The 21,875-nt window shown below is 60.5% G+C and carries 21 protein-coding genes; 9 read left to right on the forward strand and 12 right to left on the reverse strand.

Annotated elements, in window-relative coordinates:
• Window positions 1–33: 33 nt before the first annotated feature.
• Genes EKL15_RS18960 through rfaQ form a run of 3 tightly spaced genes read right to left on the reverse strand, consistent with a single transcriptional unit; the run spans window position 34 to window position 3,343 of the window.
• Window positions 34–1,134, reverse strand: coding sequence for a glycosyltransferase (locus EKL15_RS18960; RefSeq protein WP_100397019.1), 1,101 nt, complete (start codon window positions 1,132–1,134; stop codon window positions 34–36).
• Window positions 1,135–1,136: 2 nt separating this feature from the next.
• A complete protein-coding gene (locus EKL15_RS18965) occupies window positions 1,137–2,264 on the reverse strand; it encodes a glycosyltransferase family 4 protein (RefSeq protein WP_049270058.1) in 1,128 nt (375 codons plus the stop codon).
• Complete coding sequence (gene rfaQ, locus EKL15_RS18970; RefSeq protein WP_100397020.1) at window positions 2,261–3,343, reverse strand: putative lipopolysaccharide heptosyltransferase III; 1,083 nt, start codon at window positions 3,341–3,343, stop codon at window positions 2,261–2,263. The genes EKL15_RS18965 and rfaQ overlap by 4 nt, the downstream gene beginning before the upstream one ends.
• 210 nt (window positions 3,344–3,553) lie before the next feature.
• Between rfaQ and EKL15_RS18975 the strand changes: the two genes are divergently transcribed.
• Entirely contained in the window at window positions 3,554–4,510 is a 957-nt protein-coding gene (locus tag EKL15_RS18975; protein ID WP_100397021.1) for a polysaccharide deacetylase family protein, read from the forward strand.
• A gap of 8 nt (window positions 4,511–4,518) precedes the next feature.
• Window positions 4,519–5,613 (forward strand): glycosyltransferase family 9 protein, encoded by a 1,095-nt coding sequence (locus EKL15_RS18980; RefSeq protein ID WP_060424994.1) that lies wholly within the window; start codon window positions 4,519–4,521, stop codon window positions 5,611–5,613.
• Window positions 5,614–5,649: 36 nt separating this feature from the next.
• On the opposite strand, the gene EKL15_RS18985 is transcribed toward EKL15_RS18980, so the two are convergent.
• Genes EKL15_RS18985 through rfaD form a run of 6 tightly spaced genes read right to left on the reverse strand, consistent with a single transcriptional unit; the run spans window position 5,650 to window position 12,023 of the window.
• Entirely contained in the window at window positions 5,650–6,627 is a 978-nt protein-coding gene (locus EKL15_RS18985) for a glycosyltransferase (protein WP_203090214.1), read from the reverse strand.
• Window positions 6,624–7,865: an O-antigen ligase gene (locus EKL15_RS18990; protein WP_060441454.1), complete on the reverse strand. Its 1,242-nt coding sequence runs from the start codon at window positions 7,863–7,865 to the stop codon at window positions 6,624–6,626. The genes EKL15_RS18985 and EKL15_RS18990 overlap by 4 nt, the downstream gene beginning before the upstream one ends.
• Window positions 7,866–7,893: 28 nt before the next feature.
• Window positions 7,894–9,060, reverse strand: a complete 1,167-nt coding sequence (locus tag EKL15_RS18995) for a glycosyltransferase (protein ID WP_060441455.1) — start codon at window positions 9,058–9,060, stop codon at window positions 7,894–7,896.
• Complete coding sequence (gene rfaC / locus EKL15_RS19000) at window positions 9,057–10,022, reverse strand: lipopolysaccharide heptosyltransferase RfaC (protein WP_047729607.1); 966 nt, start codon at window positions 10,020–10,022, stop codon at window positions 9,057–9,059. The genes EKL15_RS18995 and rfaC overlap by 4 nt, the downstream gene beginning before the upstream one ends.
• A 2-nt stretch (window positions 10,023–10,024) precedes the next feature.
• Entirely contained in the window at window positions 10,025–11,071 is a 1,047-nt protein-coding gene (gene rfaF / locus EKL15_RS19005) for an ADP-heptose--LPS heptosyltransferase RfaF (protein ID WP_047729608.1), read from the reverse strand.
• Between the two features lie 22 nt (window positions 11,072–11,093).
• Complete coding sequence (gene rfaD, locus EKL15_RS19010; protein WP_203090218.1) at window positions 11,094–12,023, reverse strand: ADP-glyceromanno-heptose 6-epimerase; 930 nt, start codon at window positions 12,021–12,023, stop codon at window positions 11,094–11,096.
• 239 nt (window positions 12,024–12,262) lie between these two features.
• Between rfaD and kbl the strand changes: the two genes are divergently transcribed.
• Both kbl and tdh read left to right on the forward strand, forming a co-directional pair.
• Window positions 12,263–13,459 (forward strand): glycine C-acetyltransferase, encoded by a 1,197-nt coding sequence (kbl, locus tag EKL15_RS19015; protein ID WP_100397023.1) that lies wholly within the window; start codon window positions 12,263–12,265, stop codon window positions 13,457–13,459.
• Window positions 13,460–13,468: 9 nt separating this feature from the next.
• Window positions 13,469–14,494: an L-threonine 3-dehydrogenase gene (tdh, locus tag EKL15_RS19020; protein ID WP_025304682.1), complete on the forward strand. Its 1,026-nt coding sequence runs from the start codon at window positions 13,469–13,471 to the stop codon at window positions 14,492–14,494.
• A 40-nt stretch (window positions 14,495–14,534) separates the two neighbouring features.
• On the opposite strand, the gene EKL15_RS19025 is transcribed toward tdh, so the two are convergent.
• The 3 genes from EKL15_RS19025 to gpmM are packed head-to-tail and all read right to left on the reverse strand — an operon-like array spanning window position 14,535 to window position 18,379.
• The gene (locus tag EKL15_RS19025; protein ID WP_203090221.1) at window positions 14,535–15,488 is read right to left on the reverse strand and encodes a divergent polysaccharide deacetylase family protein; all 954 of its coding nucleotides are present in this window, start codon (window positions 15,486–15,488) and stop codon (window positions 14,535–14,537) included.
• Window positions 15,489–15,490: 2 nt separating this feature from the next.
• The gene (gene envC / locus EKL15_RS19030; RefSeq protein ID WP_049201812.1) at window positions 15,491–16,825 is read right to left on the reverse strand and encodes a murein hydrolase activator EnvC; all 1,335 of its coding nucleotides are present in this window, start codon (window positions 16,823–16,825) and stop codon (window positions 15,491–15,493) included.
• A 9-nt stretch (window positions 16,826–16,834) separates the two neighbouring features.
• On the reverse strand, window positions 16,835–18,379 hold the full coding sequence (gene gpmM / locus EKL15_RS19035) for a 2,3-bisphosphoglycerate-independent phosphoglycerate mutase (RefSeq protein ID WP_100397026.1): 1,545 nt from the start codon (window positions 18,377–18,379) through the stop codon (window positions 16,835–16,837).
• Window positions 18,380–18,676: 297 nt separating this feature from the next.
• Here gpmM and EKL15_RS19040 point away from each other — a divergent pair, with 297 nt between their 5' ends.
• The 5 genes from EKL15_RS19040 to cysE all read left to right on the forward strand — a co-directional run bounded on the left by EKL15_RS19040 (window position 18,677) and on the right by cysE (window position 21,860).
• Window positions 18,677–19,111: a rhodanese-like domain-containing protein gene (locus EKL15_RS19040; RefSeq protein ID WP_038872623.1), complete on the forward strand. Its 435-nt coding sequence runs from the start codon at window positions 18,677–18,679 to the stop codon at window positions 19,109–19,111.
• Window positions 19,112–19,139: 28 nt separating this feature from the next.
• On the forward strand, window positions 19,140–19,388 hold the full coding sequence (gene grxC, locus EKL15_RS19045) for a glutaredoxin 3 (protein WP_004931142.1): 249 nt from the start codon (window positions 19,140–19,142) through the stop codon (window positions 19,386–19,388).
• A 57-nt stretch (window positions 19,389–19,445) separates the two neighbouring features.
• The gene (gene secB / locus EKL15_RS19050) at window positions 19,446–19,916 is read left to right on the forward strand and encodes a protein-export chaperone SecB (RefSeq protein ID WP_025304678.1); all 471 of its coding nucleotides are present in this window, start codon (window positions 19,446–19,448) and stop codon (window positions 19,914–19,916) included.
• Entirely contained in the window at window positions 19,916–20,935 is a 1,020-nt protein-coding gene (gene gpsA / locus EKL15_RS19055; RefSeq protein WP_038872626.1) for an NAD(P)H-dependent glycerol-3-phosphate dehydrogenase, read from the forward strand. Before secB ends, gpsA begins: the two co-directional genes overlap by 1 nt.
• 103 nt (window positions 20,936–21,038) lie before the next feature.
• Window positions 21,039–21,860: a serine O-acetyltransferase gene (gene cysE / locus EKL15_RS19060; RefSeq protein ID WP_004931135.1), complete on the forward strand. Its 822-nt coding sequence runs from the start codon at window positions 21,039–21,041 to the stop codon at window positions 21,858–21,860.
• Window positions 21,861–21,875 lie beyond the last annotated feature (15 nt).

A 21,875-nucleotide genomic window follows, 5' to 3' on the forward strand; every position in this document is an offset into this window, starting at 1 on the left:
AGGCAGGTATCCCCTGCCTTATTTATTTCTCTATTATTTTTCTTTCAGCTCAATATATTGACGGCAAATAGGCTCCAGCCCATAACTCAGCAATTGCTGTTGATTTATCTGGGGCGGATTGGCGTAAATTTCCGCCATTTTTTCTGCCAGCGACGCTTCGTTTAATTCCGCCAGCGCGTTAGCCATGCCGGCTTTTTCCAGAATTTCCGCAGGGCCGCCCGGGCAGCGAGTGCTGACCACCGGCGTGCCGCACAGCAGCGATTCCACCAGCACGTTACCAAACCCTTCGCTGTCGGAGCTGAGCACCAGCAGCGAGGCATGGCGAATAAACGGGTAAGGATTGGCCTGGAAACCGAGGAAGAGCACGCGCTCTGCGATGCCCAGCTCTGTCGCCAGACGTTTGACCTCGGCGACTCTGGCATCATTCCCGGTGCCGATCAAGGCCAGCGGTGCCTGAATGCCCGAGTGCGCATAGGCTTTCAGCAGACGGTCATGCCGTTTGGTGGCGTGAAAGCGGCCGACGTGCACCAGATAGTCCTGGCCGGCCAGTTCGCAAGGCGCCGCCGCCTGTTGCTGGATGGCGTCGATGTCGAACGGGTTGTTGATGACCGCCAGCCGGCGTGGGCGAATCGGCAAGTTCTGCTGCAGATCGTCGCCAACCGCCCGTGAAACGGCGACGATATTTCTTCCTTGGTAAACGTTGGCGATTTTGCGCTGCTTCAGCCAGCGATCCAGGCCCTTGCGGTGGCCGAGATAGGAGGTGGAGAGAATGCCGTGAATGCAGAACCACAGGCGATCCGCGGCCAACCGCTTGCTGCGGCTGACGATGCGATCGGTTTTATGCAGATTGGAGAACACCAGATCGAACGCGCCGTGTTGGCGCTCGTGTTCGGCTATTGCCCGATCCAGCGCGGCGGCACGGCGCGACAGCTCGGTCAGCTTGCGCCAGGGGGCACGGCTGCGATCGGCCACCACCTGATAATCAATGCCTGACGGGATAGGGTAATTGCAGACGTCGCGCAGCGAGATCAGACTGACGTCATGCCCCTGTTGCTGCATGCCCTGGCATAGGGTCAGCACCACTTTTTCCGCGCCGCCTCCCGGCAGGCCGTCGATGATCATCAGAATACGCATAGCTAATCCAGTAACCGGTTATAGAGGGAAATCAGCTGTTCGGACAGATGCGCCGGCGTAGCCGTCATAATGCGCAATCTCGCCGCTTCGCCCATGGATGATCCCAGCGCCTGGCGCGGCAGCGCCCGAATGGCCTCCGTGATGGCCGGTACGTCGAGCGCGTCGGTCACGAAGCCGTTCTGGCCGGGGGTGATAAACTCGGCGCCGCCGCAGGTGGTGCTGGTGATAACCGGCAGGCCGCACGACATCGCTTCCAGAATCACATTCGGGAACGGATCGTACAGCGTCGGCAGGAGCAGCGCGTCCGCAGCCTGATAGAACGGCAAAGTCTGCTTCTGAACGCCCATAAAGTGAACCCGCTCGCCGCAGCCCAGCGACTGTGCCAGCGCCCGGTAGCGTTTTTCGGCCTTGTCTTTGCCGACCACCAACAGATGGCTGTCGGTCGCCGCCACGGCGCGGATGGCGGCGGCCAGCCCTTTGCGCTCGAAACCGGAGCCGACGAAGATCAGGCAGTGCGCCCGTTGTGGGATCTGATACTGCTCGCGCAGACGTTGGCGCAGGGCCTCGTCGGCGGGCGGGAACTTTTGATTGTCGATGGCGTTATAGATCACCGTGATTTTGTCGGCGGGTACGCCAAAGTCGGCGATGATTTCCTGCTTGATCATCTCGGCGTTGCAGATGACGGCTTTCAGCTCCGGCGCGGCGTACATGGCGCGCTCGGCGCACATCACATAGCGGTGATAGCGATTGGAGAACAGCCATTTGCGGCGCCATTCCGGCAGCAGACGCGCACGCTGCAGCAACCAGCGGCGGTGTACGCCGTCGCCGGCGCGGTAGATGTCGCAGCCGGGAATGCGCTCGTGGCTTTGCACCAGATCGAAACGCTCTTTCTGCCACAGCGCCCTGGCTGCCACGGCGAAGCCTCGCTCGCGGCTGATGCGGCCGAGTTTTAACGGGTTGCACAGGTGGATATGCCAGTTGGGATTGGCGTCACCCTGCCATTCGCGGGTGATGACGTTCAGATCGAGATCCTGTTGCTCCAGCGCCTCCAGGGCGCGGGAAACGAAACGTTCGGCCCCGCCGTCCGGGCGGTATTTTTGGCGAACGATCGCCAAACGAAATGCTTTCATGCCAGCGTGCTCCGCGCGGCTGCAATCACCGCGTCTGTAGGAATAAGGTCGAGATACCGTTCGTCGGTGCCGGTATCAATGGCGTCCGGATCGGGCAGTTCGCCGAAGTCGCCAGCCCAGATCACGGCGCCGGTAGCCTGCCATGGCCGCCAGAAAGTCAGCTTGGAAGGGCCGAACAGCGCCACACACGGCGTTTGCAGCGCGGCGGCCATGTGCATCGGCACCGAATCCACGCCGATAAACAGCTTGGCGTGGTCGATCAGGGCGGCCAGCTGGCGCAGCGTCAGCTGGCCGGCCAACGAGATCACGCCCTGCGGCGGGCAGAGCGCCAAAATGCGTTCTACCATGGCTTGTTCTCTGGCGTCGGGGCCGGAGGTGATCACCAACTGATGGCCATCGGCCTGCAAGGCGGCGAGGGTGGCGGCCATTTTCTCTTCGCTCCAGCATTTGAAGAACCAGCGCGAGGTGGGCTGCACCACAATATAACTGCCGGCGACGCCCTGTTTCTGCAACCGTTGCTCACAGGCCTGCCAATCCTGCGGATCGTAACCCATGGTCACATGATCACTGAGCGCGGGCAGGTTCAGCGGCGCCAGCAGCGAGAGATTTTGTTCGACGGTATGCAGGTGGGCGTGATTGTCGACCGGCACCAGCTGCGTGTGGCAGTGGCGCCACAGGAAGCCGCGGCGTTTGGGGAAATCGAAGCCCAGACGGATGCGCGCGCCGGTCAGGCGCGTGATAATGGCGCTGCGCCACTGATCGGCCAGGTTGACCACCAGATCGTAGCGCTGCGCCTTCAGGCGGCGCAGCAGCGCCAGCTCGTGCCCCAGATGCGCGCGGGTGCCCTGTTTTTTCCATTGGCGGTCGATGGCGAACAGCGTCGACAGTTCCGGATTGCTGGCCAGCATCTCCTGCGTTTCCTGATACAGCAGCACATCGATCTGCGCCTGCGGGTAGTTTTGCCGCAGGCTGCTGATGACCGGCGTGACCAGCAGCATATCGCCGTGATGGCGCAGTTTTATGATCAAAATACGCTGTACGGATGGGGCGGAAGTTGGGGCAGGCGCGTCGTTCATCATGAGTCGCTTTCTGGGAAACCAATCTTTGATTCTAAATGACCCGATCGCATGTGGCTACTGTTGCAAGGTTTTCTTGCCGGGCCGCAAAAAAATCGTCGGGCCGGGGACGAATGCGCTTCAACGTTGTCCAAACCAGGCAGCAAAGTCGTTTGCCCTGGCGAAACGGCCTGCGTAACATAGTGCATTCTGTTGATATCAGGCTCGATATTCATGACTAAACCGGCGTTTCTCATCACCATTGATACCGAAGGCGATAATCTGTGGCAAAACCACGATCGCATCGCGACCGAAAACACGCGTTTCTTGCCGCGCTTTCAGGCATTGTGCGAAAAATACGCCTTCAAACCGGTTTATCTCACCAACTATGAAATGGCGATGGATCCGGCTTACGTCGAGTTCGCGCGCGACGTGATCGCCCGCGGCGCGGGAGAAGTGGGCATGCACCTGCACGCCTGGAACAGCCCGCCGCTGACGCCGCTCACCGACGACGACTGGCGCCACAAGCCTTATTTGATCGAGTATCCCGCCGATCAGATCCGCGCCAAGGTCGATCACATGACCAAGCTGCTGGAAGATGCCTTCCAGACCAAAATGCTCAGCCATCGCGCCGGCCGCTGGGCGTTCAACGAATATTATGCCTCGCTGCTGCTGGAATACGGCTATCAGGTGGACTGTTCGGTGACGCCGCGGGTCAACTGGCAGTTTTCGCCGGGCAACCCGCAGGGTAACGGCGGTACGGACTATAGTCGGTTCCCGTCGCAGGCCTATTTCATCGATCCGCAGAATATCGCCAGGCCGGGCGCTTCGTCGCTGCTGGAAGTGCCGATGAGTATCCAGTATAAGCACTCCGCATTCGTTAATGCATTCAAGCAAGGGTACGATCGGCTGCGTGGCAAACGGCGCCCGACATCAGTCTATTGGTTGCGGCCAAGCGGCAGCAACCTGGATCTGATGAAAACTGTAGCTGAAGCATCGTTTTCTCAAGGTAATGATTTTGTTGAGTTTATGCTGCACTCCTCCGAATTTATGCCGGGCGGCAGCCCGACGTTCAAAACCGAGCAGGATATCGAAGGGCTGTACCGCGATCTGGAGCAGCTGTTTGACTGGCTGCAGCAGCGTACGGTGGGCATGACGCTGGCCGAGTATTATCAACTTAAAGCGAACTAAGCACGCACATGTCGAAGAAATGGAAAATCAAGGTTGCCGACTGGTTCTTGCGGCGCTATACGGCGAAGTACGGCCGTTTTCAGGACAAGGCGACGTTCGACGGCGCCCAGCAGTTTGACAATATCGTCATCTATTCCACCACGGCGTTGGGCGACTTCATGTTCAACACGCCGGCATTGAGGGCGATGAGGGAACGCTACCCCAATGCGCACATCACGCTGGTGGTGCACAAGAAAAACCGCGAGCTGGTGGAAAACGGCCGTTATTACGATCGCGTGGTGTATTGGGACAGCAAGATCAAGACGATACGCCCATTGCTGAAATCGCTGCGCGAGCATCAGCCGGATTTGGCGCTGATTCTGCACTCCCACCTGCCTTATGACATCATCAGCGCCGTACTGGCCGGGGCGAAGTACATTATCAGGGATAACTACAGCTCGGGCATTTGCGGGCTGGAGCCTTGGCTGACCAACTATATCTTCCATTATTACGGCCACTTTGTACGCCGCAAACTGGAGCTGATTTCCATCTTAGGCTGCCGCAGCGACGATCCGACGATGGAAATTCCCGTGGATTATCAGCGCGGCGTCAAAAGCAGCGAGCATCCCACCATCGGTTTTCAGCTGGGGGCGTCAACAGAGTCGCGTTGCTGGCCGGTTTCGCACTATGCGCGGCTGGCCGATGAGCTGGTGGCGAAGCACCCCAATGTGCGCATCGTGCTGATTGGCGCACCGTTCGACGACGGCAAGGCCAAACAGTTTATGAGCCTGATCGGCCCGCAAACGCAGGCCTGCGTGGATAACCAGATCGGTAAAACGGGACTGCAAGGCTTGCTGACGTTGATCGACAGTTTCCATGTTCTGGTCACCGGCGATACCGGGCCGCTGCATCTGGCAGTGGCGTTGAAGGTGAAAACCATCAGCCTGTTCGTGACCGCCGACTCACGCTCCACCGGCCCGATTCAGGATGCTGAACTGCACCGCATCATTCAGGTGTCGCGTACCGGCTATACGATGCCGCTGGAGGCGGAAAGCCCGATGGGGGTCATCCAGCCGCAGCGGATTTATGAGGAGCTGGTCGCGCACGTGCCTTTAGCGCGCTGAGGGAGCGACGACGCATCGGCCGCCCGGCCGATGCGGTTAGCGCGGCTTGCGCCCGCGCAGCTTCGAAAGAAAGGTATCCACTCGCGCATAGCGCATCTGGCGGACTTTTTTGCCCGGCACGTCGCTGTTGCGGCAGATATCGGCGGCGCGGCGCAGGATGTGCAGCGTTGCCGGCGCGTAATGATAATAGCCGTACACCGCCTTCGACATGCTTTTCACCTCGGAAAAGCAGTTGGCCAGCATCAGGGCGGCCAACCGGCGCAGCGGCTCATCCCCGGGATGCTGCGCCACAAAACGCAGCATCTTCTCCATGGCGAACAGCAGATCTTCAATATCTTTGGGTTTGATATTGCGAGTGATGCCTTGGCTGTTATCCCGATAGAAATAGAGCTCGCAGTCCAGATGGGCGATGCGGCGGGTTTTGAAATACTGAAAAGGCGTGAAAATCACGTCTTCATAGCGCCTGCCGTCTTCGAACGTTTCCCCTTCCAGCAGCGTGCGTTTATACACGCGGCTCCAGAGATGCCACATCGAGCGTGCGAACAGGGGTTGCAGGCAGCTCAGCCCCAACTGTGAAAAGTCGTAGGCTACGGGCAGCGCCGCGCGGTTATCCGGCGTCGGCGGTTGTTCGGTGAACTTCTGATAATTAAAGTCGATCAGGTCATATTCACCGGTGGTAAGCAGGGGCCGCAGGATTGCCAGATAGTCGTCGCTCAGCAGATCGTCGCCGTCGAGGAAGGTGAGATAGCGGCCGGTGGCCAGCCGTAAGCCGACATTGCGGGCGTGCGCAATGCCGCCGTTGGGCTGTGAAGTAAAGACCACGCGCGGGTGCCGCCGCTGCGCCAGATATTGGTTGACCTGCGCACCGGAGGCGTCGGTGGAGCCATCGTCGATGATCACCACCTCGATATCGTCGCTAATCTGCGCAAATAACGAATCCAGCGCAGCGATAACGAACGCTTCATTATTATAAAACGGCACGATAACGCTGAGCAGCGGCTCCTGAGGATTCACGGGGTGGGCTCCTGAACAGGGGGCTGTTTCGTGACGGAAAGAACGGCGGCGATCAGCGCCAGGCAGAACATGGCGGTGCCTTCCGTGCTGAAGAAGATGACGTCGCTCAGGCCGTAAACGAACAGGCTGACGCTAACGCTCAGCAGCAGCGCGTTGCGCTGTGGCCGGAACGAAGAGAAGAACAGACAGACATAGAGCGCCAGCAGCAGCAGTACGCCCCAGACGCCCTTGAGCGAGTAGGTTTCCAGCAGCTCGTTGTGCAGGTGGACGTTGATGTAGGGCATGACGCCAGACAGGCGAGGTTGCTGTGCGACCATTGCACGGATCTCTTCGCCGCGCTGTTCGGCGGATTGGCCCCAAGGGGCTTGTGAACCGGTGCGCCATGCCAGCGTTTGCATCGACAGCCGTGAAATGATCGAGTTTTCAGTCTGTGGCTGATCCATCAGACGCATATCGGTCTCAAAGGCCTGAATGCGTTCTTCTATCTGCGGTTTAAACACCAGGCCGCAGGCTACGAGCAGCAGCGGTACCGAGGCCACCAACGCGAGTTTGTGTTTCCTGGAAACCAGCTGCTTGGTCGCCAGCAGCGACAGGCAGACCGCTACCGGGTAGACCAACATGGCCGCGCGCGTGCCGGTGAGTACCAGTGCAGAGAAGGACAGCAGGAATGCCGCAATGTACAACACCAGGCGGTAGCGGGTGCGCAGCATCAGGATGGCTTGCATCATGACCAGATCGATGGCGGTCATCAGGTAGGCGGCGACCGTGGCGCGATCGAAGTTGAGCTCTACGCGCGGGATATCCAGACGCAGCCCCTGATAGAGGGAATAACCGTTGATCGCCAGGCCGGTGGCGAGAGCTACAACGATCAGCAGGCGCTGCACGCACAACCGCTCATTGAGTGCGATCAGCAAGATGAAGGCGGTCGCGAGCTGCAGTTTGCCGGTCGACATATAAGAGCGATAAATATTGATGTACTCACCCGGCTGTTTGAAGTGATGCATCCAGAGGATGGTTCCCATGCCCACGCTGAACATCAGCGCGGGCAGCAGCAGATTTCTCGCGTTGCTGAAGTAGTAGCGCGGGTACAGGCAAACGGCGATAAAGGCGATGTAGCTGGAAACGTAAAACAGATTGCGTCCGGTCGCGGAACCGAAAGGGATGGTGCAAAAAGCGATGGCGCACCCCAGATAGATCAGATAGCTGAAGGCAGGGTGCGGCGTTCTGTGTTTTAGCATCGGGCGTGTTTTCCGGCTCACGTTTCAATTAAGCGATAAAGGATCGCAGCGTGTCGTCGAACTCAGCTTTGAACTGAGCATAGTTGAAATGTTCCGCAGGATAGCGCTGCGCATTTCGGCTCAGAGTCTGGTAGGTTTCGCGCGCCAGCAATTTCTCAACCGCATCCGCACAGTCGAGATGCGACAGCAGCTTGGGCGCCACCAGGCTGTCGGTCAACGGATCGTAGACCTCATGCGGGAAGTCGACCTCGATATTGGTGAGCTGCCGGTGTTGTTCGACGGTGACCGACGGCGTCAGGCCAATGCCGCAGACGCCGTCCTTGACCGCTTCCGGCTGGCCGTCAACCTGCGGGAAAATGACCGGCACGCCGAAATAGAGCGATTCCATGCAGGACAAGCCGAACGGCTCGGTGATCGGCGTGCTCATGTAGATGTGCGTGCGATTGAAGAAGCCGGCGACGTCATCCTGATAACCGCTGAAGGTGACGCGGTCGCCGAGCTGAAGCCGGGCCGCCAGCGCCTCGAACGCCGCGCGATCCGGCCCTTTGCCGGCCACTTCCAGCGTGACGTCATGCCCGCGCCGCAGCAGTTCCTGCATCATTAATAATGAAACGCTGATGCCTTTCAGGCTGACCAGGCGTGAAGCGGTGCCGATCCTGACCGGCTGCGACAGCGTTTTCGGCGCAGTGTCGATCCCCGCCGGCGTCTTGATGCGGTTGATCACCACGTGATTTGGGCAAGGCAGATTAAAACGCAGCTCCATCACCCGCTTCGACGCGTGCGAGGCGGAAATGACGCCGTCCAGCATGGCGAAGAAACTCAGCGTCTTTTTATTCTTGGGGTAACGCCAGGAGCAGCCGTGATCGTAGTAAACCAGTTTGCCGCGTTTGGGTTTGGCCGCCAGCCCCGGCACCAGGTCCCAGACGATCACCACGTCGGCGTTCGCCCGCTCGATTTTCCACTTCAGCAAAAATTTGCGCAGGAACTGCGGGCAGCGTAACGGCAGCGCATTGATCAGGCGGTTGGCGAAGGTGACGGGCTGATGCGCAGGCAGCTGGCGGCGGATCTCTTCGCCAATGTCGCCGCTGATGCACAAGACCTGGTTGCTGCCGTCGGTGGTATCGTTGATGTACTGCAGGAACAGGCGTTCGACGCCGCCCATTTTACCCAGGTTGATAATATGCAGTTTTTTCATGCTATAACCTTTTGCAACGCCTGCCATGCCGTATCGGCGTCGATTGTCGCCATGCTTTTTTCCGGCGAAATCAGCGAGTGCTGATTTTGCCCGTAGCCGCCGATCAGGCCGGGATCGGTCGGCCCGAACAGCGTGATGTTGGGTTTGTCGAGCGCGGCGGTCAAATGGCTGAGCCCGGTGTCGACCGAGACCACGCCCTTGGCGCCGGCCAGCACCTCGGCCACCTGCTGCAGGCTGAGCTTCGGCAGCACTTCGACATGTGAAAAACCTTCCGCCAACCGCAGCGCGCGCTGATGTTCATGCTCTGCGCCCCACGGCAGTTTGATCTTCAGCCCGCTGTCGGCCGTCAGCGCGATCAGCTCGCGCCAGTTCTGCTCCGGCCAGTGCTTGTCGTCACGCGTCGTCGCGTGCAGAAACACCAAATACTGCCCGGCATCGGCCGGCGGGCGGCTGAGAAAGCGCGCGGCGATGGCGTAATCGCCGTAGCTGCCCGGTTTGTCGTAACCGAGGCTTTTGGCGAACAGCTCACGCGTGCGTTCCACCGCGTGCTGCTGTTTGTCTATCTCATGGCGCACGTTGTAGAACCAGCTGGCGAACGGCTCGCGCGCGCTCTTGCAGTCCGGGCCATGTTTGTTGCCTTTGGCGATGCGCGTGATCAGCGCGGCGCTTTTGATCAGGCCCTGAGCGTCGATCACCACGTCGTAGCGGCGTTCTTGCAGCGCGCGCTTGAAGTCGCAGCGCTGTTGCCGGGTGTCGTTGCCGAACCAGTTCTTGCGCCAGCGGCGAATGGCCACCGGGATCACGCGATCCACCGCTGGGTGCCAGGTGGGGATTTGGCTGAAGCCTTCTTCCACTACCCAGTCGAAGCGGATATCGGGAATGGCCTGCAGCGCGTCGGTCAGGGCGGGCAGCGTATGCAGCACGTCCCCCATCGAGGAGGTTTTTACGATTAACACCTGCATGACTATTCCTCGCTGGCGACAAGTAACGGCGTCAGCGCGTCCAACACTTGCTGCGGCTGAATATCGATCAAACTTTGGTGGTACCCCTGCTCGGCATCACCCTTACGCACCTTGTGGTAGCCGCTGATCAAGCGAATGACCCGCGCCTTGTCGGAGAGCGGCGGCGTGAAGTCGGGGCTGCTTGGGCCGTACAAGGCTATCAGCGGTTTGTTCAACGCTGCGGCAACGTGCATTAAGCCCGAGTCGTTGCTGACCACTGCCCGGCAGGCCGCGATCAGGATCACCGCCTGCTCCAGCTGGGTTTTTCCGGCCAGGTTAAGGCAGAAATCGCGCGCGTCTTCCTGCAGCGCGGCGCGGATCTGTTCGCCGGCCTCGTGGTCTTTCGCCGAACCGAACAGCGCTATTTGATAGCCGCTCTCGATCAGCCGCTGAGCCAGCGCCGCGTAGTGATAGTGCGGCCAGCGTTTGGCGGGGCCGAATTCCGCGCCCGGGCAGAAGCCGACGATCGGCCGGCTGCCGGTCAGGTTGAACGCTGCGGTGGTGTCGGCGATCTCTTCGTCGCTCACCTGCAGCTGCGGCCACAGCAGCGGCTGCGGCAGATCGTCGGCGCGCTGAATGCGGCCTTTGTCATAGGCCAGCGCCACGTAGCGCTGCACCATCAGCGGGAAGGCCGCCTTGTCGAGCACGCGGACGTCGTTCAGCAGGCCGTAACGCATTTCGCCCCGCCAGCCGGTACGCTGCGGGATATCGGCAAAGAAAGGCACCAGCGCGGATTTGAACGAGTTGGGTAGAACGTAAGCGCGATCGTAACGGTTGGCGCGCAGGGCCCGCCCCAGGCGGCGACGCTCGCCGAGCCCCAGCGCGCCGTGGCCCAGCGGCATCGCCAGCGCCTGATTGACTTCCGGCATGCGCGCCAGCAGCGGGCGGCACCAGGCCGGCGCCATCACATCGATCTCCGCCGACGGGTATTCGGCCTTCAGGGTGCGATAGAGACTTTGCGACATCATCATGTCGCCAACCCAAGAAGGGCCGATAACCAGTATTTTCATACCCAGCGTTAATTCCTTCAGCTTATGCGGTGCGGTTCAACCAGGCCATGTACTCTTTCACGCCTTCGGCGACCGTTTTGAACGGTGCGTCGTAGCCGGCGGCGCGCAGCTTGGTCAGATCGGCCTGGGTGTAAGCCTGATAGCGGCCCTTCAGCTTCTCCGGGAACTCGATGTATTCCACCGCGCCCTTCTGGTGGAAGTCCACCACCGCGTCGGCCACCGCCTGGAAGGTTTCCGCCCGGCCGGTGCCGCAGTTGAAGATGCCGGATTTGCCGGTTTCCCAGAACCACAGGTTAACCGCCGCTACGTCGCCGACGTAGATGAAGTCACGCTTGAAGTTTTCGCTGCCGGCGAACAGCTTCGGGTTTTCGCCGCGGTTGATCTGGGTATTCAGGTGGAAGGCGACGCTGGCCATGCTGCCTTTGTGGCCTTCGCGCGGGCCGTAAACGTTGAAGTAGCGGAAGCCGCAGATCTGCGAGTCTGCTTCCGGCAGGATCTCGCGCACGTACTGGTCGAACAGGAATTTGGAGTAGCCGTACACGTTGAGCGGCGCTTCATACTCCCGCTCTTCGATGAACTCTTCGCGGCCGCCGTAAGTGGCGGCGGAGGAGGCGTACAGGAACGGGATTTCGCGATCCAGACAGTAGTGCAGCAGGTCTTTGGAGTACTGATAGTTATTGTCCATCATGTACTTGCCGTCCCACTCGGTGGTCGCGGAGCAGGCGCCTTCGTGGAAGACCGCTTCGATATCGCCCAGATCGTCGCCGGCCACGATGCTGGCAATAAAGTCTTCTTTATCGATATAGTCGGCGATGTCCAGATCGACCAGGTTGACGAACTTGGTGCCGTCTTTCAGGTTATCCACCACCAGGATATCGCGATATCCCTTGTCGTTCAGTGCCTTAATGATGTTGCTGCCGATCATGCCGGCGCCGCCTGTGACGAGAATCATTGGGTTACCCCTGCTAAGCTGCTGGCGGGGCACAATGCCCCACGCTCAATGGCGGTTATCATAGCATTTCATGCCGCGGCAAACAGCGGAAGGGCTCCGAATATCCCGCATTGCCATTGAAGCCCGCCTTTTGCCGTGATATCTGCTGCAATTTTAATATTCTCTCCCGCGCATTCTCGTCAGTTTGGTTACAAATCAGTAAAATATGCCGCAAATAGCCCAATCCTGGAGATAACCGAATGTCAGCGTCTTTTTATCAGCAGTTGGAACAACAGCTTGCCGCCACTCGCAGTGAAGGGCTGTTCAAGGAAGAACGCATCATCACCTCCGCGCAACAGGCGGACATCGCCGTCGCCGACGGCTGCCATGTGATCAACTTCTGCGCCAATAACTACCTGGGTTTGGCCAATCATCCGGCGCTGATCGCCGCCGCCAAGTCGGGAATGGACAGCCACGGTTTCGGCATGGCGTCGGTGCGCTTCATCTGCGGCACCCAGGACAGCCACAAGCAGCTGGAACAGAAACTGGCGGCTTTCTTGGGCATGGAAGACGCGATCCTGTACTCCTCCTGCTTCGACGCCAACGGCGGGCTGTTCGAAACCCTGCTGGGCCCGGAAGACGCCATTATCTCCGATGCGCTGAACCACGCGTCGATCATCGACGGCGTGCGCCTGTGCAAGGCCAAGCGCTATCGCTACGCCAATAACGACATGACCGAGCTGGCCGCACAGCTGAAGCAGGCCAAAGCCGACGGCGCGCGTCACATCCTGATCGCCACCGACGGCGTATTCTCGATGGACGGCGTGATCGCCAACCTGAAAGGGGTCTGCGATCTGGCGGACGAGTATCAGGCTCTGGTGATGGTGGATGACTCCCACGCGGTGGGCTTTGTCGGCGCCAACGGGCGTGGCACCCATGAATACTGCGAAGTGATGGGTCGCGTCGATATCATTACCGGTACGTTAGGCAAAGCGCTGGGCGGCGCTTCCGGCGGCTACACCGCCGCCAAGAAAGAAGTGGTGGAGTGGCTGCGCCAGCGTTCGCGCCCGTACCTGTTCTCCAACTCGCTGGCGCCGGCGATCGTCGCCGCGTCGATCAAAGTGCTGGAACTGCTTGAAGAGGGCGACGCCCTGCGCGATCGCCTGTGGGCTAACGCGCGTCTGTTCCGCGAAAAAATGACCGCCGCCGGCTTCACATTGGCCGGCGCCGATCACGCCATCATCCCGGTCATGCTGGGTGAGGCGAAGCTGGCGCAGGAATTCGCCAATGCGTTGCTCAAGGAAGGCATCTATGTGACCGGTTTCTTCTATCCGGTGGTGCCGAAAGGCCAGGCGCGCATCCGCACCCAGATGTCCGCCGACCACACCCCGGAGCAAATCGAACGCGCAGTGGCGGCGTTTACACGTATCGGTAAGGATCTTGGCGTTATTGCATAAGGTAAAACCATGAAAGCACTGTCAAAACTGAAAGCGGAAGAAGGGATTTGGATGACCGACGTGCCTCAGCCGGAGCTGGGCCACAACGACATCATGATCAAAATCCGCAAAACCGCGATCTGCGGCACCGATGTGCATATCTACAACTGGGACGAGTGGTCGCAAAAAACCATTCCGGTTCCGATGGTGGTCGGCCATGAATACGTGGGCGAAGTGGTGGCGATCGGTCAGGAAGTCAAAGGTTTCAGCATTGGCGATCGCGTGTCCGGCGAAGGCCATATCACCTGCGGCCACTGCCGCAACTGCCGCGGCGGCCGCACGCACCTGTGCCGCAACACCGTCGGCGTGGGCGTGAACCGTCCGGGCAGCTTCGCGGAATACCTGGTGATCCCGGCGTTCAACGCCTTCAAGATCCCGGATAACATCTCCGACGAACTGGCTTCGATCTTCGATCCGTTCGGCAATGCGGTGCACACCGCGCTGTCGTTCGATCTGGTCGGTGAAGACGTGCTGGTCTCCGGCGCCGGCCCGATCGGCATCATGGCGGCGGCGGTGTGCAAACACGTCGGCGCCCGTCATGTGGTGATCACCGACGTTAACGAATACCGTCTGGAACTGGCGCGCAAGATGGGCGTGACCCGCGCGGTGAACGTCAGCAAGGAAAACCTCAACGACGTGATGGCCGAGCTGGGCATGACCGAAGGGTTCGACGTCGGTCTGGAAATGTCCGGCGCGCCGCCGGCGTTCCGCACGCTGCTCAATGCGATGAACCACGGCGGGCGTATCGCCATGCTGGGCATTCCGCCTTCGGACATGTCGATAGACTGGAACCAGGTTATCTTCAAAGGGCTGTTTATCAAAGGGATTTACGGCCGCGAAATGTTCGAAACCTGGTACAAGATGGCGGCGCTGATCCAGTCCGGCTTGGATTTGACCCCGATCATCACCCACCGCTTCTCGATCGACGAGTTCCAGCAGGGCTTCGACGCCATGCGCTCCGGCAAGTCGGGTAAAGTGGTGCTGAGCTGGGATTGATCCCGGCAAACGTGAAAAGGGCCGGCATGCCGGCCCTTTTTTATGCTTGCGGTTTGGCTTGCGTCCAGTGCTGCCAATGACGCTTGATGAAGGTCACCGGCGGTGAGCTGGCGATGCTGTCGGCGATGACGCCCAGCGCGGTACCGGCGTTGGTTTTTTCCTTCGGCGGTTTGACCTTGCACTGCTTGATGCCGCCGCTGAACGGGTTCTTCGGCTGCGGTTTTTGCGGTTTGACCGGCGGCGGGACGTAGCTGCCGCCAGCGTTGCCCTGCGGTTCGTTCAGCAGCGCGCTCGGTTTGACCAGCACGATATCGGCGGGCAGCGACGGCAGCATCAGCTGCAGCACCTTTACCGTCGCCGGGCGCGGGTGGCCGATGGCGATGGCGGAGCCGTTGCGCCGCGCCAATTCGACCGCGCGGTTGAACTGGCGGCGGATGTCGGCTTCGTTCGCGGTATCGTCGAGAAACACCTTGCGTTTGATCACTTTCACGCCGGTGCCGGCCGCGGCGCGGGTCGCCTGGCTGCTGCCGATGGTCATGCTGTCGAGGAAGTACAGGCGGTAGCTTTCGAGCGCCTGCATCACTTTCTGCATGCCCGGCAGGCTGGAGGTCATGGCGCTGCCCATGTGGTTGTTCATGCCGACCGCGTAGGGCACGTTGTTCACCGCATTGCGGATGATGCGCTGGATCTCGTCGCTGCTCATGGAAGGCTGCAGGGTATCGCGCTCCAGCGGCTGCTTGCTGAGCGGCGCCATCGGCATGTGGATCAAGACTTCGCGGCCCTGGCTGTGGGCGCGGGTGGCCATCAGGCGGGCATGCGGTGCGTTGGGCAACACCGCGACCGAGATCGCCGTCGGCATTTGCAGCACCGCGTTTTCTTCGTGAGGGCGGTAGCCCACGTCATCGATGACGATGGAGAGTTTTCCTGCCTGCGCAGCGTAAACCTGCAGCAGACAGCCTATTAACAGAGCTGTTCGGGTTTTGACATAGCGCAAATCTATCTTCCCAACCACGGCAGTGGGTTAACCGCCTGTCCCTGACGACGGATTTCGAAATAGAGCGACGGCGTTCCCTGGCCGCCGCTGGTGCCGACCAGAGCGATCGGCTGGCCGGCGCGCACCTGCGCCCCGACGTTGACCAACGCGCTTTGGTTGTAGCCGTACACGCTCATGTCGCCTTTACCGTGTTCGACCACCACCATCAGGCCATAGCCTTGCAGCCAGTCGGCCAGCAGCACGCGGCCATCGGCGACGGCTTTCACTTCGCTGCCTTCGCGGGCTTCGATCACCATGCCTTTCCAGCGTAGCTCGCCCTGCTGCTGTTCGCCAAAGCCGTGCAGCGTGCGGCCGCGCACCGGCCACATCAGCTGGCCGGCCGGACGACCGAGGCCGCCGGTTCGCGCCATCAGCGAGCGATCGGCTTCGCTAGGTTTGTAGGTCGTGCCGGTTTTCTTCGCCTGCTGCTCCTTGATGCGCACCTGTTCGCGCACCTTGGCCGCTTCACGCGCTTCGCGTTCGGCGCGCGCACGGGCTTCGCGCTCCGCCCGAGCGATCTTGTCGCGCATGCGGGCTTCGTTCTGGCGCAGTTCCACCAGGCGTTGTTGGTCTTTTTCCAGCGAGGCTTCCAGCGCGGTCAGCGTTTTCTTGCGGGCGCCACGCGCCTGCTCCAGCTTCTGCTGCTGCGTCTGTTGCTCGCCCAGTAAGGATTTTTGCTGGCCCTGTTTGGCCACCAGCGTGGTTTTTTGCTTCGCCAGCTCGGCGCGGGTCTGCTTCAGCTCTTCGATGGTTTTCTGACGCGCTTCGTTCAGATAGCCGAAATAGGCCAGAATACGTTCGCTGCGCTGGCTTTCTTCACCGCTGAGGATCAGCTGCACGGCGCTGTGCTGCCCTTGCCGGAAGGCGGCGTCGAGCTGTTTGGCGAGGAGGTTTTGTTGGGTCGATTGCTGCTTTTGCAGTTTGGCTATCGAGGCGTTCAGGCCGGAAATGTCTTTGCCCAGCTGGGTGAGCGTGCCCTGGGTGTCGCGCAACTGGCGGCTGGCCTGGGCGATGGTTTTTTCCTGCTGACGCAGCTGATCCTGCAGCGAGCTGCGCTGCTGTTGCTGCTGCTTCACCGCTTTTTCTTTCTCGGCGATGCTCTGCTGGATGTCTTTCAGCTGGGATTTATTGTCTTCCGCCGCCTGGCCGGCGAGCGGCAACAGCAAGACGCCAGCGCAAAATACGCTGGCGCACATGGCGGTGAACGTCCTTGGCGCGGTGCGTTCAGGCAGCGGTCGGCTGCCTGCGTTTGCGCTTCGGGTTACCCTTGATAGTGCAAAAAACGCCTTCTCCCTCATGGAGAAGGATTATTCCACGATGAACAGCGGCTTACCAGTCATCTCTTGCGGGATTTCCATTCCCATCAGCGTTAACAGGGTTGGCGCGATGTCCGAAAGCTTGCCGCCTTCGACCGCCCGCGCCGGTTTGCCGACGTAAATCAATGGCACCGGCAGGCTGGTGTGGGCGGTGTGCGCCTGGCCGGTGGCCGGATCGCGCATCTGCTCGGCGTTGCCGTGATCGGCGGTGATCAGCAGCTGGCCGTCGACGTCGCGCACCGCATCAACCACCTGGGCGATGCAGGCGTCCAGCGTCTCCACCGCTTTGACCGCCGCTTCATACACGCCGGTATGCCCTACCATGTCGCCGTTCGGGTAGTTGCAGATAATGGCATCGTATTTGCCGCTGCGGATGGCGCTCAGCAGCTTGTCGGTCAGCTCGGCGGCGCTCATCTCCGGCTGCAGATCGTAGGTGGCGACCTTCGGCGAGTTGACCAGCACGCGGTCTTCGCCCTTGAACGGCGCTTCTACGCCGCCGTTATAGAAGAAGGTGACGTGGGCGTATTTTTCGGTTTCCGAGATGCGCAGCTGGGTTTTGTCGTGCTTCATCAGCCATTCGCCGAAGGTGTTGGCCAGCGACGCCGGCGGATAGGCGCAGGCGGTCGCGATGTCGGCGGCGTATTCGGTCAGCATCACGAAATCGCCGAACTGTACCTGCTTGGCGCGTGGGAAACCGTCGAAATCCGCGTTCACGAAGGCGCGGGTGATCTGGCGCGCGCGGTCGGCGCGGAAGTTCATGAAGATCAACGCGTCGCCGTCCTGCATTGCGGCATCGGCCTCACCGGCGGCGCGGATCACGGTCGGTCTGACGAACTCGTCGTTTTCACCGCGCTGATAAGCGGCCTGCAGGCCGGCGATCGCATCCTCGGCCACGGCGTCGCCTTTGGTCGCGGTCAGCAGGTCATAGGCCAGCTGCACGCGATCCCAGCGGTTGTCGCGGTCCATCGCGTAGTAGCGGCCGATCAGCGAGGCGATGCGCCCGACGCCCAACGCGGCGAAGGCGTCACGGCAGCGTTGCAGCGGGGCTTCGGCGCTGCGCGGCGGCGTGTCGCGCCCGTCGAGGAAGGCATGCAGATAAACGGCTTTGGCGCCGCGTTGGGCGGCTAGCTTGATCATGGCCAGGATGTGCTCGTCGTGGCTGTGCACGCCGCCCGGCGACAGCAGGCCCATGATATGCACCGCCTTGTCGGCCGCTACGGCCTTATCGACGGCGGCGGTCAGCACCGGGTTGGCGAAGAAGTCGCCGTCGGCGATCGCTTTGTCCAGCCGGGTCAGATCCTGGTACACGATGCGCCCGGCACCCAGATTGACGTGGCCGACTTCGGAGTTGCCCATTTGGCCGTCGGGCAGGCCGACATCCAGCCCGGAAGCGGCGATCAGCGTATGCGGCTGCTCCCGCCACAGGCGATCCATCACCGGGGTGCCGGCGTTCAGGATCGCGTTGTCCTGCCGCTCTTCACGATGGCCGTAACCGTCCAGGATCACCAGTACCATCGGTTTTTTGTTGCTCGACATTGCATTGACCTCTTATGAACTTTTTAAGCTGCGAATAGCCATGCGCCCGCCGCAGGCATGGCTATTCACCCTCGAAAAACCGGCTGATTTTACACCGCCGGCGGCGATAAATAGCCCAAAGAGATCAAGGTTGCGGCGAATCGCGCGGGCTTTTATGCTCTGACGTCGGGAATTTCTCAGCGCAGCCCGCAGTTTCTACAATCGCGCTTGCTTATTGGCTGTATTTGCCGCACTCGGCAGGTATACTCTGGAACCTTGACTTATTTATCCCTTAACTGACGGGAGTTGTTACACCCCATGCTGCAAGAAATTATGCCATTCGTAAGCAGACACCCTATTCTGAGCCTGGCTTGGATCGCTCTGCTGGTCGCCGTGATCGTCATGACCTTCAAAAGCCGTTTCTCCAAGGTTAAAGAGATCGCCCGCGGTGAAGCTATTCGCCTGATCAACAAAGAAGAAGCCGTGGTGGTCGACACCCGCAGCCGCGACGATTTCCGCCGTGGTCACCTGGCCAACGCCATCAACCTGACCGCCAGCGAAATCAAAAACGGCAGCCTGGGCGAGCTGGAAAAACACAAAGCGCAGCCGATCATCGTCGTGTGCGCCAACGGCACCGCCTCCCGCGAGCCGGCGGAGAACCTGAGCAAGGCCGGTTTTGAAAAGGTGACTATGCTGAAAGACGGCATTTCCGGCTGGAGCGGAGAAAACCTGCCGCTGGTGCGCGGTAAGTAACCGTTTAACCTATTTGAGGTGGCAATCCATGGCTAACATTGATATCTACACCAAAGCGACCTGTCCGTTCTGTCATCGCGCCAAGGCGCTGTTGAACAGCAAGGGCGCGGCGTTTAACGAGATCGCCATCGACGGCGATAACGCCAAGCGCGAAGTGATGATCGAGCGCAGCGGGCGCACCACGGTGCCGCAGATTTTCATCGACGGCCGGCATATCGGCGGCTGCGATGATTTATATGAACTCGATGCTCGCGGCGGCCTGGATCCGCTGCTTTAAGCAGCTTGCCGGTTCACCGAGTGTCAATAAGGACGTTTAACCAAGGGTATTACTCACATGTCAGAACAAAACAGCACCGAAATGGCTTTCCAGATCCAACGTATTTATACCAAGGACATTTCCTTCGAAGCGCCGAACGCGCCGCAGGTTTTCCAGCAGGAATGGCAGCCGGAAGTTAAACTTGATCTGGATACCGCGTCCAGCCAGCTGGCTGACGAAGTGTATGAAGTGGTACTGCGCGTAACCGTGACGGCGAGCCTGGGCGAAGAAACTGCGTTCCTGTGCGAAGTGCAACAGGCGGGCATCTTCTCGGTAGCAGGCATCGAAGGCACGCAGCTGGCGCATTGCCTGGGTGCATACTGCCCGAACATCCTGTTCCCGTATGCGCGCGAGTGCATCACCAGCCTGGTTTCCCGCGGCACATTCCCGCAGCTGAACCTGGCACCGGTCAACTTTGACGCGCTGTTCATGAACTATCTGCAGCAGCAGGCGGAAGGCGAAGGTGCCGCACCACATCAGGATGCCTGATGAACACCGTCAATGCTTCAATGACTGTCATCGGTGCCGGCTCGTACGGCACCGCATTGGCCATTACGCTGGCGCGTAACGGCCACTCCGTGGTGCTGTGGGGGCACAACCCCGCGCAAATTCAAACGTTGCAGCAAGATCGCTGCAATCAGGCGTTTCTGCCCGACGTTCCCTTCCCCGATACCCTGCTGCTTGAAGCCGATTTGGCGCGTGCGCTGGCGGCCAGTCGCGACGTGCTGGTGGTGGTGCCGAGCCACGTGTTCGGCGACGTGCTGCGCCAGCTGAAGCCGCATCTGCGCCCGGACGCCCGTATCGTGTGGGCCACCAAGGGGCTGGAAGCGGAAACCGGTCGGTTGCTGCAGGACGTGGCGCGTGAGGCGTTGGGCGAGACGATCCCGCTGGCGGTGCTCTCCGGGCCGACGTTTGCCAAAGAGCTGGCCGCCGGCCTACCGACGGCGATCGCGCTGGCGGCGACCGATGCGCAGTTCGCCGACGATCTGCAACAGCTGCTGCACTGTGGCAAGAGCTTCCGCGTCTATAGCAATCCCGACTTCATCGGCGTGCAGCTTGGTGGCGCGGTGAAGAACGTGATCGCCATCGGCGCCGGCATGTCCGACGGCATCGGTTTCGGCGCCAACGCCCGCACCGCGTTGATTACACGCGGGCTGGCGGAAATGAGCCGTCTGGGTTCTGCGCTGGGCGCCGATCCTTCGACGTTCATGGGCATGGCGGGGCTGGGGGATCTGGTGCTAACCTGCACGGACAACCAATCGCGCAACCGCCGCTTCGGCATTATGCTGGGGCAGGGCAAAGGCGTGCAGGAAGCGCAGGACAGCATCGGCCAGGTGGTCGAGGGCTATCGCAATACCAAAGAGGTGTTGGCGCTGGCGCAGCGGCACGGCGTGGAAATGCCGATCACCGAACAGATTTATCAGGTGCTTTACTGCCATAAAGACGCCCGCGAAGCGGCGCTGAGCCTGCTGGGGCGAGCCCGAAAGGACGAAAAACCCAGCGCGTGACATAAAACGATATGCCGGGGCAGCGTGCTGACCCCGCAAATGACCTGGGCCGCTTCGCGCTACCGTGTGAAGCGGCCCGTTTGGCAAGGCAGAGGGGAATGTGATGTCGTCAGAAGAGTTGGAGCAGGTCTGGAACAGCATTAAATCAGAAGCGCGAGCACTGGCTGATTGTGAACCGATGCTGGCCAGCTTTTTCCATGCGACGTTGCTCAAGCATGAGAACCTGGGCAGCGCGCTCAGCTATATGCTGGCCAACAAGCTGGCGACGCCGATCATGCCCGCCATCGCGGTGCGCGAGGTGGTGGAAGAGGCCTACAAGTCCGACAACCAGATGATCGTTTCGGCGGCGCGCGATATCCTTGCGGTGCGGCTGCGCGACCCGGCGGTCGATAAATATTCCACGCCGCTGCTTTACCTGAAAGGGTTCCATGCGCTGCAGGCTTACCGTATCGGTCACTGGCTGTGGCAGCAAGGGCGGCAAGCGCTGGCTATCTACCTGCAAAATCAAATTTCCGTCGCCTTCGGCGTGGACATCCACCCGGCGGCGACCATCGGCTGCGGCATCATGCTCGACCACGCCACCGGCATCGTGATCGGTGAAACGGCGGTGGTGGAGAACAACGTCTCTATCCTGCAGTCGGTCACTCTGGGCGGTACCGGTAAAACCAGCGGCGACCGTCACCCGAAAATTCGCGAAGGGGTGATGATTGGCGCCGGCGCCAAAATTCTCGGTAATATCGAAGTGGGCAAGGGCGCGAAGATCGGTGCGGGCTCGGTGGTCTTGCAGGCGATACCGCCGCACACCACCGCCGCCGGCGTACCGGCGCGTATCGTCGGGCGTCCGGAGAGCGATACGCCGTCGATGGATATGGACCAATACTTCAACGGCACCAATCACGGCTTTGAGTACGGCGACGGCATTTGAGTGCCGTCTGCGCAG

The organism is Serratia sp. 4542 (genome assembly GCF_016805595.1).
GTDB classification, from domain to species: Bacteria; Pseudomonadota; Gammaproteobacteria; order Enterobacterales; family Enterobacteriaceae; genus Serratia; species Serratia nevei.

What these genes read in the sequence shown, in the direction of transcription:
- EKL15_RS18960 (WP_100397019.1), bottom strand. Translation starts at nt 1,134, where the DNA reads ATGCGTATTCTGATGATCATCGACGGCCTGCCGGGAGGCGGCGCGGAA.
- EKL15_RS18965 (WP_049270058.1), bottom strand. Translation starts at nt 2,264, where the DNA reads ATGAAAGCATTTCGTTTGGCGATCGTTCGCCAAAAATACCGCCCGGAC.
- rfaQ (WP_100397020.1), bottom strand. Translation starts at nt 3,343, where the DNA reads ATGATGAACGACGCGCCTGCCCCAACTTCCGCCCCATCCGTACAGCGT.
- EKL15_RS18975 (WP_100397021.1), top strand. Translation starts at nt 3,554, where the DNA reads ATGACTAAACCGGCGTTTCTCATCACCATTGATACCGAAGGCGATAAT.
- EKL15_RS18980 (WP_060424994.1), top strand. Translation starts at nt 4,519, where the DNA reads ATGTCGAAGAAATGGAAAATCAAGGTTGCCGACTGGTTCTTGCGGCGC.
- EKL15_RS18990 (WP_060441454.1), bottom strand. Translation starts at nt 7,865, where the DNA reads ATGCTAAAACACAGAACGCCGCACCCTGCCTTCAGCTATCTGATCTAT.
- EKL15_RS18995 (WP_060441455.1), bottom strand. Translation starts at nt 9,060, where the DNA reads ATGAAAAAACTGCATATTATCAACCTGGGTAAAATGGGCGGCGTCGAA.
- rfaC (WP_047729607.1), bottom strand. Translation starts at nt 10,022, where the DNA reads ATGCAGGTGTTAATCGTAAAAACCTCCTCGATGGGGGACGTGCTGCAT.
- rfaF (WP_047729608.1), bottom strand. Translation starts at nt 11,071, where the DNA reads ATGAAAATACTGGTTATCGGCCCTTCTTGGGTTGGCGACATGATGATG.
- rfaD (WP_203090218.1), bottom strand. Translation starts at nt 12,023, where the DNA reads ATGATTCTCGTCACAGGCGGCGCCGGCATGATCGGCAGCAACATCATT.
- kbl (WP_100397023.1), top strand. Translation starts at nt 12,263, where the DNA reads ATGTCAGCGTCTTTTTATCAGCAGTTGGAACAACAGCTTGCCGCCACT.
- tdh (WP_025304682.1), top strand. Translation starts at nt 13,469, where the DNA reads ATGAAAGCACTGTCAAAACTGAAAGCGGAAGAAGGGATTTGGATGACC.
- envC (WP_049201812.1), bottom strand. Translation starts at nt 16,825, where the DNA reads ATGAGGGAGAAGGCGTTTTTTGCACTATCAAGGGTAACCCGAAGCGCA.
- gpmM (WP_100397026.1), bottom strand. Translation starts at nt 18,379, where the DNA reads ATGTCGAGCAACAAAAAACCGATGGTACTGGTGATCCTGGACGGTTAC.
- EKL15_RS19040 (WP_038872623.1), top strand. Translation starts at nt 18,677, where the DNA reads ATGCTGCAAGAAATTATGCCATTCGTAAGCAGACACCCTATTCTGAGC.
- grxC (WP_004931142.1), top strand. Translation starts at nt 19,140, where the DNA reads ATGGCTAACATTGATATCTACACCAAAGCGACCTGTCCGTTCTGTCAT.
- secB (WP_025304678.1), top strand. Translation starts at nt 19,446, where the DNA reads ATGTCAGAACAAAACAGCACCGAAATGGCTTTCCAGATCCAACGTATT.
- gpsA (WP_038872626.1), top strand. Translation starts at nt 19,916, where the DNA reads ATGAACACCGTCAATGCTTCAATGACTGTCATCGGTGCCGGCTCGTAC.
- cysE (WP_004931135.1), top strand. Translation starts at nt 21,039, where the DNA reads ATGTCGTCAGAAGAGTTGGAGCAGGTCTGGAACAGCATTAAATCAGAA.